Raw genomic sequence first — 13344 nt, 5'->3', positions numbered from 1 at the left:
GCTCAACAATGAGCTGCATGCCATCAGCGAAGCCGCCCTCCTCGCCGCCCGACCCTGCGCGCTTGTTCATCGCGCTGTGGCCGGACGAGCAGGTGCGCTCGGCCCTGCTGTCATGGCAAGACGCGGTGCGCTGGCCCAAGGGGGCGCGGCTCGCCGCTCCCGCCGGTCTGCACCTGACGCTGCATTTCATCGGCGCGGTGCCGCGGTCGCGGCTGCCCGAGCTGGCGACCGGGCTCGCCGTGTCGCCCGTGCCGCCCTTCGAGCTGGTGCTGGACGAGTTCGCCGTCTGGCGCCAGGGCGTCGCGGTGCTGCAGCGTTCGGCGCCGGCGCCCGAGGCGCTCGCCACGCTGCACGGCCGCCTGGCCGATGCGCTGCGCGCGCTCGCCCTGTCCGTCGAATCGCGGCCGTTCCGACCTCACGTCACCTTCGCGCGCCACGGCCAGGGCGCGGCGCTCACCGAGGCACCGGCACCGGTCACATGGGCATGCAGCGGCGGCCATGTGCTGGCCGAATCGGCGGCAGGCTATCGCGTGCTGCACCGATTCGGGCCCGCATAAGCTCGCTCGTCAGATCGACAAGCGCCAGGCCGGGAAAGCCGCCAGTCCGGCAAGTGCTTCGACGATCGGCCGCGGGGAGCGGCGCTGCGGCTCGTGCTGGAAGGCGGTGAGCACGTCGTTGCGGATGGCGGCGAAGTCGGCGCCGTGGCGGTCGCGCTCGCGCGGCAGCGGCACGTCGACGACGCGCTGGATGCGGCCGGGCCGGGGCTGCATGATGACCACGCGGTCGCCCAGCGCCACGGCCTCCTCCACGTCGTGCGTGACCAGCACGGCGGTGATGCCCTCGCTGCGCCAGATGCGCTCCAGCTCCTGCTGCAGATGGGTGCGGGTCAGCGCGTCGAGCGCGCCGAAGGGCTCGTCCAGCAGCAGCAGCTCCGGCCGGCTGACCAGGGCCCGCGCGATCGCGGCCCGTTGCGACATGCCGCCCGAGAGCTGGTGCGGATAGGCCTGCTCGAAGCCCTTCAGGCCGACCAGCGCGATGTGCTCGCGCACCGTCCTGCGCTTGTCGGCCTCGGTGCCGGAGGCGTTCAACACGCCGACAGAGATGTTCTGCTCCACCGTCAGCCAGGGAAACAGCCGGTGCTCCTGGAAGACGATGCCGCGGTCCAGGCTGGTGCCGGCGATGCGCCGCCCATCGAGCAGGATTTCGCCCTCGTAGTCGTCCTCCAGCCCGATCAGCAGCCGCAGCAGCGTGGATTTGCCGCAGCCGCTGGCCCCCACGATGCTGACGAACTCGCCCGGGCGGATGGTCAGCGAGAGGTCTTGCAGGATGGTCAAGGGCTGGCGGTCGACCAGGTAGTGCTTGCTCAGGTGCCTGAGCTCGAGCGTGCCGGCATGGGCCATGGGCGGATCCTTGTGATTCGGATGAAGGGGGATCGTGAGGCGGCCGGCTCAGGGCTGCGGGGGTCGCCAGCGCAGCGCGTGCGCCTCCAGCCGCGCGGCGGCGGCACTCAGCAGCGAGCCCACCAGGCCGATGGCCAGCATGCCGACCAGGATCAGCTCGACGTTGAAGGCAGCGCGACCCTTGATGACGATGTTGCCCAGCCCGTTGCCCCAGTTGGCGAGCAGGAACTCCGAGCCGATCGTGGCCACCCAGGCGTAGACCAGGCCCAGCGTCAGGCCGGTGGCGACCTGCGGCGCGGCGGCCGGCAGGATCAGGCGGAACAGCCACTGCGAACGCGTGAAGGCGTAGACCCGCGCGACCTCGGCGTGGGCCAGGCTGATGCCACGCACACCGTCGAAGGTACCGAGCGCGACCGGGTACAGCGTCGACAGCGCGATGAACACCAGCTTGGCCGGCTCGCCGTAGCCCAGCCAGGTCGACAGCAACGGCAGCCACGCGAAAAGCGAGACCTGCCGCAGGGCGTGGAAGCTGGGGCCGATGAGCCGGTCGGCCAGGCGCGAGGCGCCCAGCAGCGCACCCAGCGACACGCCCCCCAGCGCGCCGAGCACGAAGCCCGCCAGATCGCGGCCGACGCTATAACCCACGCCTTGCCACAACAACGGGTCCGACAGCGCCTGCACGGCGGCGTGCCACACCGCCTGCGGCGGGACGATGAGCCGGGTGTCGACCCCACCGAAGGAGGTCAGCAGCCACCAGGCGGCGAGCAGCGCCAAGGGCAGCACCCAGGGACGCGGGTCCAGGCGCGTGAACCGCAGGAAGGTCGAGGTCGTCATCGGTCGGTCCTTCTTCCCCGTGTTCAGAACGGGCTGCGGCGCCAGCGCTGCAGCCGCGCCTCGGCCGCGCGCAGGGCCATGTCGAGCAGCACGCCGACCGCGGCGATCACCAGCATGCCGGCCACCACCAGGTCCGGCTGCGACAACTGGCGGCCCCAGACGATGAGGTAGCCGATGCCTTCGCTCGAGGCGAGCAGCTCGACGAAGACCAGGGACAACCAGGCCTGCATCACCGCCTGCCGCAGCCCGGTGAACAGGCTGGGCGCCGCGGCCGGCAGCACCACCTGGCGCAGCGCCTGCCATCGGCTGAAGCCGTGCACCCGCGCCACCTCCAGCAAAGGCGGCGGGATGTTGGCGATGCCCTTCAAGGCATTCACTGTCACGGGCACCCCGACCGCGATCGAGATCGCGGAGATCTTCAGCGCCTCGTCGATGCCGGCGAAGATGATCAGCAGCGGCACCCAGCCCAGCACCGGGAACTGGGCGAGCACCGAGAAGCTCGGGTACAGGTAGGCCCGCAGCCCGCGCGACAGGCCCATCCCGAAGCCCAGCAGCAGGCCGGCCGCGCCGCCGATCAGCAGGCTCCAGCCCACGCGCGCCGCGCTGTAGCCGAGGTGGGCCTGCAGGTCGCCTGCGTCCCACAGTTCATGCAGCGTCTGCGCCACCAGCGCGGGGGCGGGCAGCAACTGCTCGGGCACCCAGCGCCGTTCGGCGGCCAGCCACCACAGGCCGAGCAGCAGGGCCGGCAGCACCAGGCCCAGCGCCCATCCGCCCAGGCGCCGCGCCAGCGGGGCCCATGGCGTGACAAGTCGTGCGGCGAGCCGTGCCACCAGCAGCGCGGGCACCGGAGCTTCGCTGCGCGAAGGCAGGACCCACAGGTCGTCGGTCCAGGCACTCATGGGGGAGGCTGCCTGCTCATTGGGCCGAGGCCAGCTTGCGCGGGGCGGCCTTGAGCTTGCCGTCCGCGTCGTACTGCGGCCAGTAGTCCTCGAGCTTCAACTCCTTCAGCGCCTGGTTCAGGTACCGGGGCTCCAGCCAGCCTTCCAGGCTGACGTCCTTGCGGATGAGCTTGAACCTCTTCGCCTCCTCGATCGAGTTCGTGATGGAGGCCACGTAGTACTCGTCAAGCAGCGGGTTGATGCGGGTGCGCAGGTCGGGCACCGACTCCCAGTCCTTCTTGTAGTCGATGTAGGCCTGGCTGCCCGAGGTCGCCCAGGCCTGGAACTCCTTCTCGCGGTTGGCCTCCTGCGTGCTCCAGTACGCCACCTTGACCAGCCGGGTGACCAGGCGTTGCACGATCTGCGGGTACTTCTTCTCGAACTCCTCGCCGACCCAGACGGTGCCGGGCCGCGTGATCTTCGGATCGTCCCGGACCTCGAGGATGCTCTTGGCGATGCCGCGCGCCTGCAGGTCGAAAGGCGTGATGTTGGTGCCGTCTATGTCGCCGGTGGCCAGCGCGGCCTTGGTCGAGTCGTTGTCCAGGCTGACGATGCGGAAGTCCTTGTCGGTGAAGCCGTACTTGTCCAGCCAGCGGTACAGCGTCAGCTGCCCGGCCGTGCCCTTGAAGGTCGCCAGGCGCTTGCCCTTCAAGTCCGCCAGCGACCTGGCGGTGGAACCTGCAGGGACCACGAAGTAGCTGCTGCCGAAGCGGCCGGAGGACAGCACGATCTTGTGCCGCAGCCCGGTCGAGCGGCCGACGATCAGCGGCAGGTCGCCATGGCCGAAGGCCACGTCGGTCAGCCCGTTGGCGAAGGATTCATTGAGCGCGGGGCCGGCACCGGGAAAGAACTTCCACTCGATCTTGATGCCGTCGTTCTTGAACTCGTCGTCGATCTCCTTGAACAGGTGCGCGCTGGCCGGGTAGCTGCCTCCGGACAGCGGCCGGCCCGCGGTGCCGGCGCCGGGAAAGCTGATGCGGATGACCTGCGGTGCGGCCTCGGTTGTCTGGGCCTGGACGGCCGGGGCGATGAACGGGCTCAGGGCCAGCAGCGCGGGGACCAGGGCCGCGGCAAAGGATCGTCGTTGCATGGGGACTCCGGAAAGAGAGGTCAGAAGCCGTACTGGAACTGCACCTGCACGGCGTTGGTCTTGCGGGGACGGTCGGCCGTGTACTGGCCGCTGGCCGGCGTGTCGTTGCGGGCCAGCAGATAGTTCAGCTGCAGCTTGGTGGTCTCGGCGAAGAACGCGTTCAGGCCCAGCGTGGTGATGAAGGCCTTGTCGCCCACGCTGCTGGCGCGCACGGCCGCGTCGTTCGCGGTGTCGGCATCGAAGCTGTCGAAGCGGACGAAGGCCTGGTAGGACCGCGGCCAGTAGTCGTCGTACTTGGCCAGGCCCTTCTCGCTGGCGAGGAACTGCTCGCCCCAGGTGTAGCCCAGGTTCAGGTACTGCCCACGCGAGCGCCTGACGTAGGTCGGCGTGTCGGCGGTGGCCGAGGCGGCCGGGGTGGTGAAGGCATCGTCGCGACCCTGCACCCGCTCGTACGAGACCGAGAAGGGGAGGTGGGTGTAGTTGATGTCGATGCCAGTGCGGATCGAGTCGGCGATCTGCACCACCGCGTTCGACGTGGTGTTGGCGAGGTTGTTGTAGCCCCGGTAGTAGCTCAGGCCGACCTTGAGTTCGCGCAGCCAGCTGTTGTAGTCGGCCGGCAGCGTCACCGCCGCCCGGCCCACCCAATCCTTCTTGCCGTTGTTGTCGCTCTTGTTCGGGCCGCTGCCGTTGACCACGCCGAAGGCGTACTCCAGCAGCGACGAGCGGTAGTTGTTGGTGTAGTCGACGTTGATCAGCGAGTCGCCCCGGTAGATCAGGCCGATCTGCCGCGTGTTGATGCCACTGAGCGCCGTGGTGAACTGTGCCGAGTTGATCACCGGGCGGATCTCTTCGTTGGCCTGGGCCTCCAGGCCGAAAGGCACCAGCTGCTGGCCGAAGGTCAGCGTGCCCTTCGGATCCTCGGCGCCGCCGTTGGTCGGCAGGAAGCTGTAGGCCAGGTTGGCGTTGGTGACGTTGAGCTGGCTGCCGTTGGCCGAGGACACGCCGAGCGTGTTGGTCGCGCTGGTGGCCGATTGCGGACTGCCGGCGAAGTTGCTGCCCGAGGCGAAGCCCAGGCTGTAGGTCAGGTTCTTGCCTTCCTGGTAGTCGCGGTAGAGCTGCCCGGCGAACGACAGCGTGACCGATGGGATGTCGAAGCTCGTGTGGCGCGGCGTCGCCACGGCGGTGGTGTTGCCGCCCGCGGCGCCGTTGGCCACGCCGGCGTTCTGGACCGGGTTCTGCCAGGTCGCGCGGGCCTGCAGCGTGCCGCCGATCACGGTGTTGCGCGTCACCGAGGGCACCTTGCGCTCGAGCTGCCGCGCGTTCTCGTATTTGTAGTTCTCGAAGTCCGTCCGCACGCCCTGGATGTCGGCCTTGGTCGCCGGCGTGTTCGCGTCGCGCGTGGCTTGGTCGAGCTCAGCCACGGCGGCGGCCTCGGCGGGGGCCGGCCGCGCCGCGGCTTGAGCCTGAAGCTGGGACTGGAGGTCCTTGACCTGCTGCCGCAGCTCGGCCACTTCCTTCGGGTCCACCGCAGGCGGCGCGGGCCGGGCCTGTTCGCTGAGCTGCTGCACTTGCTTGCGCAGGGCGTCGAGCTCCTTCTTCAACTGCGCGGTCGACTGCGCGTGCGCCGGGCCGGCGTGGGACAGGGCGATCAGCGCGGCGCCGGCGAGCGCGTTGGTCTTCGAGTGGAGCACTGCGGATATTCCTCCGGGAAGGTCGATGTGTCTTGAAGAGGAAGCCTGCGGACGCTCATTCAGCGTCCGCGCAACCACTGAGTTATGAAGAGACTCTTTGCACGACCCGTGCCATGCCAGAACAGGCTCAAAACGGCCTTGCGGCGGGGTGGAGTGGTGGTCCATGCGCAGTCGCCGTCGCACGCGGTGGTGCTTGCGCAGCAGCTGGTGGCTGGGCACCAGCGCGCCGGCGACTCGTCATGACGGCATGCAGGAGTCGCTGAAAGCAACGCGGCCCACGGCGACAGATGTCGCGCGTGGGCCGCGGAGCAGGCAAGCGGGGTGGCTCAGGCAGTGAGCTCGTTGCCGGCGTCGTCCTGCATGTCGTAGCGCTTGACCAGCGTGCGGAAGGTGTTGCGCGTGATGCCCAGGGCCAGGGCAGCCTGGACCTGGTTGCGACCGCAGCGGGCATACGCCGCCTTGGCCATGACGCCGATGACGGAGTGGAAGAGGTCGGGGCTGCGTGTGGCCAGCAGCGCCGAGATCGCATGGCGCAGCGGTGCATGCGGGTCACCGCCGAGGTTGACGCCCGCAGCGCGCGGCGCGCTGGCGTCGCCCGGCGCGGTGGTGCGCTCGTGCACGCCGGCCGCCTGTGCGCCGCTTGCACTGCTGCCGTTCACGGCCACCAGCCGCAGGTCGCCGGCGCGTATCACGCCTTCGCGGCAGACGATCAGCGCGAAGTGCACGATGTTCTCCAGCTCCCGGATGTTGCCGGGCCAGGGGTAGGCCAGCAATGCGGCGTGGGCCTCGTCATCGAAATCGGCCTCCTCCATGCCGAGCCGTGGCCCGTAGACGCCGACGAAGTGCCGGGCCAACGGCAGGATGTCGCCCGTCCGTTCGCGCAGCGGCGGCACGTTGATGGCCGCGACGTTGAGGCGGTAGTACAGGTCGGCGCGAAAGCGCTGGGCCTCCACCGCCTGGCGCAGGTCGATGTTGGTGGCGGCGACGAGGCGCACATCCAGCGCGATCGGCCGGCGCGAGCCCAGGCGCACCACCTGCCGCTCCTGCAACACCCTCAGCAGCTTGATCTGCAGGGGCAGCGGCAGGTCGCCGATCTCATCGAGGAACAAGGTGCCGCCGTTGGCCGCCTCGAACCAGCCGGCGCGCGACTGGGAGGCACCGGTGAACGCGCCCGACTCGTGGCCGAACAGTTCGGCGTCGATCAGGTTCTCGCTGAAGGCGCCGCAGTTCACCGCGACGAACGGCCCCTTGCGACCACTGCGCGTGTGCAGGTGGCGCGCGATCAGCTCCTTGCCGGTGCCGGTCTCGCCGATGATCAGGGCCGAGGCCTCGCTGCGCGCGATGCGCTCGACATCCTCGAGCAGGCCGAGCGAACGCGCGTCGTGGAACAAAAGGGCCTTGGCGCGGATCGACAGCACACTCGTCGACGAGGGCGGCAAGGTCAGCAGGTTGTCATTGAAGTGGCGGGCCGGCTGCGTCATGGCTGGGGATGCCTGCATGGTGGGAGTCGGGTTTGAATCCCCGCGCCAGGGCAAGCCGCGGGGTGGGGCGCCGCGAGGCCGCGGCAAGGCCGGGCCGGGCCGGGCCGGGACAGCGAACACGAAGACCGGAGGGCCGGAAAGCGCGCGAAGGTGCCGGCCCTGTCACCAGGCCGGCACGGGTCAGGCGGCGTGCGTCAACAGCGCGGACGGGCGGCGAGCGAAGCGGTCAACGCGTCCACGAGGCCTTTCATTTCGGCACGTAGATCTGGTCGAACACGCCGCCGTCGGCGAAGTGGGTCTTCTGGGCCACCGTCCAGCCGCCGAAGACGTCGCGGATGTTGAACAGCGCGATGCTGGGGAACTGCCTGGCGTACTTCGCGGCCGCGGCGCGATCGCTGGGGCGGTAGAAGTTGCGTCCCGCGATGTCCTGCCCTTCGGGCGAGTAGAGGTACTCGAGGTAGGCCTGGGCCAGCTCGCGCGTGCCGTGCTTGTCGACCACCTTGTCGACGACGGCCACCGGCGGCTCGGCCAGGATGCTGTTGGGCGGGTACACCACGTCGAACTTGTCGGCGCCGAACTCCTTCAGCACCAGGCCGGCCTCGTTCTCCCAGGACAGCAGCACGTCGCCGAGGCCCCGCTCGGCGAAGTTCACCGTGGCGCCACGGGCGCCGCTGTCGAGCACCGGCACGTTGGCGTAGACATGCTTGATGAAGTCGCGGGCCTTTGCTTCGTTGCCGCCGGGCGCGGTCAGTGCGGATCCGTAGGCAGCGAGGTAGCCCCAGCGCGCGCCGCCCGAGGTCTTGGGGTTGGAGGTGATCACGCCGACGCCGGGCCGCGCGAGATCGTCCCAGCTCTTGATCTGCTTCGGGTTGCCCTTGCGCACCAGGAAGACGATGGTCGAGGTGTAGGGCGTGCTGTTGTTCTTCAGGCGTTTCTGCCAGTCGGGCGCAAGCAGCTTGCCCTGCTCGGCGATGGCGTCCACGTCGTAGGCCAGTGCGAGCGTGACGACGTCGGCCTCGAGGCCATCGATCACCGATCGAGCCTGCTTGCCCGAGCCGCCGTGCGAGGCCTTGACGGTCAGCGTGTCGCCCGTCTTGTCCTTCCAGTACTTCGCGAAGGCGGCGTTGTACTCCTGGTAGAGCTCGCGGGTGGGGTCGTAGGAGACGTTGAGCAGCGTGACTTCCCGGGCGCTCGCCAACGACGCCGCGGCGGCGAGGCCGAGGGCCAGCAGCGACGGTCGCACAGAGCCGCGCAGGCGTTGGAAGGCGGGCGGGAGCGTGAGCATGGCTTTCATCCTAGGGGGACAGTGGAGTGGAGTGAACAAAGGGATTCAGGGCTGCTTATGCGATCGCGGTCGTGGCCCTGCCGTCGTCGACGGAACCGCTGACGTGAGCAGCCGCCGTGCCAGGCCGGCCGCGGCACCGATCCCCGGGGGTGGTCAAGCAGCACTGCCTGCGCGCAGGTGATCGCTGGCCAGCAAGCCACGAGTCGGCTGCTGCGCGTCCACCAAGGCTGGTGATATTTCAACGCGGCAGGCGCGCCTGGCCATCGCTCTGCCTGGGTGGCACTGCATGGCCTGCTTGTTGCTCTGGCTGTCGACCCCTGGACTCGGAAGACGATCGATGAAGAAGCTGGCCCCGACGATGACCTCCCTGCTGGCCGCCCTTTGGCTGGGCTTGGGCATAACGCCAATGCTGCATGCACAGACCACGGCCATCCCTGCCGCGCCCGTTGCCAGCGCGCCGGCCGCCGACGTGTGGAACTACAAGACCAGGCGGCTGGACCGCAGCGCGGTCGACGCCCTGCTCGCCAAGCCGAAGCAGCTCGTCGTGATCGACGTGCGCCGGCCCGACGAGGTGACGGCCAAGGGCAGCTTCCCGGTCTTCCTCAACGTGCAGGCAGCCGACCTCGCGCAACGGCTGGACTACATCCCTCGCGACCGGCTGATCCTGACCGTCTCCAACCATGCCCACCGCGCCGGCGCCGCCGGCGACCTGCTCGCCAGCAAGGGCTTCAAGGTGGCCGGCGCGGCAGGCTCCGAAGACTACGAGGCGCAGGGCGGGACCATCACCCGCATCGTGCCGCCGGTGAAGAAGTAGGCAAGCGCCGCGAGGAGAAGTCGAATGCAGGCTGAAGCGACGGCACAAGCGCTGACGGAAGCGATCACGCACGAGACGCCGCGGCCCACGCGGCGCGTGCGGCTGTGGGACCTGCCGGTGCGCGTGGTGCACTGGAGTCTCGTGCTGACGGTGACGGCCGCCGTGGTCACGGGGGAGCTGGGCGGCCCCTGGATGGTGTGGCACGGCCGTGCGGGCCTGCTCATCGTCGGGCTGGTGGTGTTCAGGCTGGTCTGGGGCCTGATCGGCTCCGAGCCGGCGCGCTTCACCCACTTCGCCCCCACGCCGGGGCGGCTGCGTGCCTACCTGGCCGGCCGCTGGCACGGGCTCGGACACAACCCGCTGGGTGCACTGTCTGTCTTCGCGCTGCTGGGGCTGCTGGCGGTGCAGGCCGTGACGGGGCTGCTGGGCAACGACGACATCGCCTTCGCCGGCCCGCTGAATGCCTTGGTCGACGAGGCCCTGGGTCAACGGCTCACCGGCTGGCACCGGCTGCTGGCGAACGGCCTGCTGGCGCTGATTGCCCTTCACGTGCTGGCAATCGTCTTCTACCTGGTGGTCAAGCGCAGCAACCTGGTCCGGCCGATGCTGACCGGCTGGAAGGACGTCCACGCCGCGCCGCCCAGCCCACCGCCGGCCCGTGGCGGCAGCCCGCTGGCGCTGCTGGTGGCGGTGGCCATCGCCCTGGGCGCGATGATCGCGGCCAGCGGGGTCTGGCAAGCAGCTGACACGGCCCCACAGGCCAGCGGAGTGCAGGCCTGGTGAGCGCGGATCAAGGCCTGCAGGCCGTCGGACTGGCCTGCCAGCGAGGCGAACGGCGGCTGTTCGACGGGCTGGACCTGCAGGTGAAGCCGGGACAGGCCCTGTGGGTGCGGGGCGGCAACGGCGTGGGCAAGACCAGCCTGCTGCGCACGCTGTGCGGGCTCCTGCCGCCGCTGGCCGGCGAGGTCTTCTGGCAAGGCCGGCCGGTGCGGCCGCAGCGAGAGGACTTCCACCGCGCGCTGCTCTACCTGGGCCACGCGCCCGGCGTGAAAGGCGAGCTGAGCGCGCTGGAGAACCTGCTGCTGGCGGCGCGCGCCGCCGGCCACGCGTTGAGGGGATCGCAGGCCCTCGCAGCATTGCACGGCGTGGGCCTGGCCACGGTGGCGCGGCTGCCGGCGGCGAGCCTGTCGCAAGGTCAGCGCAAGCGCGTGGCGTTGGCGCGGCTGCAGCTGCGGCCGGCGCCGCCGCTGTGGATCCTGGACGAGCCCTTCGACGCACTCGACACCGAGGCCGCCACCGCGCTGGGTGGAACCATAGGCGCGCACGCGGCGGCCGGCGGCCTGGTGGTCTACACCACCCACCAGTCGCAGGCCCTGCCCGGCGCGGCGCTGCGCCGGCTGGTGCTGCACTCGCCACGCCCTGCGCGCGCCGAGGTCGCGCCATGCTGAGCGTGCTGGGCGTACTGGGGCCGGTGCTGCGGCGCGACCTGCTGCTGGCCATGCGCCGACGATCGGACGCGCTGGCTACGCTGTTCTTCTTCGTGATCGCGGCCACGCTGTTCCCGCTCGGCCTGGGCGCGGAGCCGGGCCTGCTGCAGCGGGTGGCACCGGGCGTGGTCTGGGTCTCGGCCCTGCTGGCGTCGATGCTGTCCCTGGGCCGCCTGTTCGCGCCCGACTGGGCCGACGGCACGCTGGAGCACCTGTTGCTAGCGCCCGAGCCGCTGGCCGTGGTGGTGCTGGGCAAGGTGCTGGCGCACTGGCTGGTGGCCGGATTGCCGCTGGTGCTGCTGGCGCCGCTGCTGGCATTGCAGTTCCAGCTGCCTGCCGATGCGCTGGCCACCCTGGTGCTGGGTCTGCTGCTCGGCACGCCGGCCCTGAGCCTGATAGGCGCCGTGGGCGCGGCCCTCACGCTGGGCGTTCGCGGCAGCGGCGTGCTGCTGCCGTTGCTGGTGCTGCCGCTGTACGTGCCGGTGCTGGTCTTCGGCGCCGGCGCGGTGGGCGCGCAGGCCGGCGGCGAAAGCGCTAGCGCACACCTGCTGCTGCTCGGCGCGCTGCTCGCCGCCGCCACCGCGGCCGCCCCCTGGGCCACCGCCGCCGCGCTGCGGCTGGCCATCGAATGAACCGGAGCACTGCATGAGCTCGTCGACCCTTCCCGCCTCGCCTGTCACGGCAGCGCGCATCGCGCCGGCGTGGCGCGCCAAGCTCTGGGCCTTCGCCTCCCCGCAGGCCTGCCATGCGCTGGCCGGCCGGCTGCTGCCGGGGCTGCGACTGGCCGCGCTGGCGCTGATGGCCGCGGGCCTGTTCATCGGCCTGGCGCTCGCGCCTTCGGACCACCAGCAGGGCGAGGCCTACCGCATCATGTTCGTCCACGTGCCCACCGCCTGGGTGGCGATGGTGCTGTACCTGGCGATGGCCTTCTGGGGCGCGCTGGGGCTGGTGCTCAACACCCGCCTGTCCTTCATGATGATGCAGGCGCTGGCGCCGACCGGCGCGCTGGCCGCCTTCCTCTGCCTGTGGACTGGCGCGCTGTGGGGCCGGCCGACCTGGGGCGCCTGGTGGGCGTGGGATGCGCGGCTGACCTCGATGCTGCTGCTGCTGTTCCTCTACGTCGGCTTCATGGCGCTGCAGTCGGCCATCGACGACCCGCGCCGGGCCGACCGCGCCGGTGCGCTGGTGGCGCTGTTCGGCGCGCTCAACGTGCCGGTCATCTACTTCTCGGTGCAGTGGTGGAACACCCTGCACCAGGGCGCCTCGATCACGCTGCGCAGCGCGCCCACGCTGGCGACGCCGATGCTGGCGGCACTGCTGCTGTGCGCCCTCGGCCTGTGGCTGCACGCGGCCGCCGCCGTGCTGGCGCGGCTGCGCTGCATCCTGCTGCAACGCGAGCGCCACAGTGCCTGGGTCGCGCGGCTGCCGGAGCTCTCGGCATGAATGCGGTCCTGCATTGGCCCGGCTGGCGCGAGTTCGTCGAGATGGGCGGACATGCACCCTACGTGTGGGGTGCTGTCGGCGTCTTCCTCGCCGGCCTGGCGGCCGAGGCGCTGGCGCTGCGCGCTCGTCGCCGGGCGCTGCTGCGCCAGTTGCGCTGGCAACGCGAAGCCGGATCAAGGGGGCACCCATGACCGCGCGCCGCAAGCGCCTGGCCTTGCTGGCCGGTGGCCTGGCGCTGATGGGCGTGGCCGCGGCGCTGGTCGTCTCGGCCTTCCAACAGAACCTGGTGTTCTTCTTCACCCCCAGCCAGGTGCTGGCCGGCGCGGCGCCGCCGCAGCGCAGCTTCCGCATAGGCGGCCTGGTGCAGGCGGGCAGCCTGAAGCGCGAGGCGGACGGGCTGACCGTGGCCTTCGTCGTCACCGACCAGGTGGTGCAGCTGCCGGTGCGATACCGCGGCGCACTGCCGGACCTGTTCAAGGAAGGCAAGGGCGTGGTGGCCCAAGGCCGCCTCGCGGTCGACCACGTCTTCGTGGCCGAAGAGGTGCTCGCCAAGCACGACGAGAACTACATGCCGCCCGAAGCCGCCTATGCGCTGGAGCAGGGCAAGGCAGGTGCGCGATGAGCTTGACAACTCCGCGCAGAGACCTCCGGGCTGCCGTCAACCGAGAGCTTGCCGTATGAGCGCCGCCCGGCCGCTCCGTAGGCGCTCGCTCCCCCTCGGAGGGACCGGCGCGCAGCGCCGTAGGGGGCCTCAATGAGCGCCGCCCGGCCGCTCCGTAGGCGCTCGCTCCCCCTCGGGGGGACCGGCGCGCAGCGCCGTAGGGGGCCTCAATGAGCGCCGCCCGGCCGCTCCGTAGGCGCTCGCTCCCCCTCGGGGGGAC

The 13344-nt window shown here is 70.6% G+C and carries 15 protein-coding genes; 8 read left to right on the top strand and 7 right to left on the bottom strand.

The features are described from left to right. Positions 1-17 precede the first annotated feature (17 nt). Complete coding sequence (thpR, locus tag ACS5PM_RS11145; protein WP_439387685.1) at positions 18-557, top strand: RNA 2',3'-cyclic phosphodiesterase; 540 nt, start codon at positions 18-20, stop codon at positions 555-557. Positions 558-566: 9 nt separating this feature from the next. Here the strand turns inward: thpR and ACS5PM_RS11140 are convergent, their stop codons facing one another. The 7 genes from ACS5PM_RS11140 to ACS5PM_RS11110 form a co-directional block, all read right to left on the bottom strand. After that, entirely contained in the window at positions 567-1400 is an 834-nt protein-coding gene (locus tag ACS5PM_RS11140; protein WP_439387684.1) for an ABC transporter ATP-binding protein, read from the bottom strand. Between the two features lie 48 nt (positions 1401-1448). Further along, complete coding sequence (locus tag ACS5PM_RS11135) at positions 1449-2234, bottom strand: ABC transporter permease (protein ID WP_439387683.1); 786 nt, start codon at positions 2232-2234, stop codon at positions 1449-1451. 23 nt (positions 2235-2257) lie between these two features. Further along, a complete protein-coding gene (locus ACS5PM_RS11130) occupies positions 2258-3133 on the bottom strand; it encodes an ABC transporter permease (RefSeq protein ID WP_439387682.1) in 876 nt (291 codons plus the stop codon). Positions 3134-3149: 16 nt separating this feature from the next. Continuing rightward, the gene (locus ACS5PM_RS11125; protein ID WP_439387681.1) at positions 3150-4262 is read right to left on the bottom strand and encodes an ABC transporter substrate-binding protein; all 1113 of its coding nucleotides are present in this window, start codon (positions 4260-4262) and stop codon (positions 3150-3152) included. Positions 4263-4282: 20 nt separating this feature from the next. After that, positions 4283-5953, bottom strand: a complete 1671-nt coding sequence (locus ACS5PM_RS11120; RefSeq protein WP_439387680.1) for a hypothetical protein — start codon at positions 5951-5953, stop codon at positions 4283-4285. A gap of 326 nt (positions 5954-6279) precedes the next feature. Then, entirely contained in the window at positions 6280-7434 is a 1155-nt protein-coding gene (locus ACS5PM_RS11115) for a sigma-54 interaction domain-containing protein (protein ID WP_439387679.1), read from the bottom strand. A gap of 247 nt (positions 7435-7681) precedes the next feature. Continuing rightward, positions 7682-8719, bottom strand: a complete 1038-nt coding sequence (locus ACS5PM_RS11110) for a sulfate ABC transporter substrate-binding protein (RefSeq protein ID WP_439387678.1) — start codon at positions 8717-8719, stop codon at positions 7682-7684. A 337-nt stretch (positions 8720-9056) separates the two neighbouring features. Between ACS5PM_RS11110 and ACS5PM_RS11105 the strand changes: the two genes are divergently transcribed. Genes ACS5PM_RS11105 through ccmE form a run of 7 tightly spaced genes read left to right on the top strand, consistent with a single transcriptional unit; the run spans position 9057 to position 13085 of the window. Continuing rightward, complete coding sequence (locus tag ACS5PM_RS11105) at positions 9057-9533, top strand: rhodanese-like domain-containing protein (RefSeq protein WP_439387677.1); 477 nt, start codon at positions 9057-9059, stop codon at positions 9531-9533. A gap of 24 nt (positions 9534-9557) precedes the next feature. After that, positions 9558-10316, top strand: coding sequence for a cytochrome b/b6 domain-containing protein (locus ACS5PM_RS11100; protein ID WP_439387676.1), 759 nt, complete (start codon positions 9558-9560; stop codon positions 10314-10316). Continuing rightward, positions 10313-10981, top strand: coding sequence for a cytochrome c biogenesis heme-transporting ATPase CcmA (gene ccmA, locus ACS5PM_RS11095; RefSeq protein ID WP_439387675.1), 669 nt, complete (start codon positions 10313-10315; stop codon positions 10979-10981). Before ACS5PM_RS11100 ends, ccmA begins: the two co-directional genes overlap by 4 nt. Then, positions 10975-11652 (top strand): heme exporter protein CcmB, encoded by a 678-nt coding sequence (ccmB, locus tag ACS5PM_RS11090; protein WP_439387674.1) that lies wholly within the window; start codon positions 10975-10977, stop codon positions 11650-11652. The genes ccmA and ccmB overlap by 7 nt, the downstream gene beginning before the upstream one ends. Positions 11653-11665: 13 nt before the next feature. After that, positions 11666-12463 (top strand): heme ABC transporter permease CcmC, encoded by a 798-nt coding sequence (gene ccmC / locus ACS5PM_RS11085; RefSeq protein ID WP_439387673.1) that lies wholly within the window; start codon positions 11666-11668, stop codon positions 12461-12463. Next, the gene (gene ccmD, locus ACS5PM_RS11080) at positions 12460-12654 is read left to right on the top strand and encodes a heme exporter protein CcmD (RefSeq protein ID WP_439387672.1); all 195 of its coding nucleotides are present in this window, start codon (positions 12460-12462) and stop codon (positions 12652-12654) included. The genes ccmC and ccmD overlap by 4 nt, the downstream gene beginning before the upstream one ends. After that, positions 12651-13085: a cytochrome c maturation protein CcmE gene (gene ccmE / locus ACS5PM_RS11075; RefSeq protein WP_439387671.1), complete on the top strand. Its 435-nt coding sequence runs from the start codon at positions 12651-12653 to the stop codon at positions 13083-13085. The genes ccmD and ccmE overlap by 4 nt, the downstream gene beginning before the upstream one ends. Positions 13086-13344: the final 259 nt, after the last annotated feature.

Source organism: Ideonella flava, assembly GCF_051857595.1.
GTDB lineage: Bacteria > Pseudomonadota > Gammaproteobacteria > Burkholderiales > Burkholderiaceae_C > Ideonella.
This window is presented reverse-complemented; position numbering and strand designations above follow the sequence as displayed.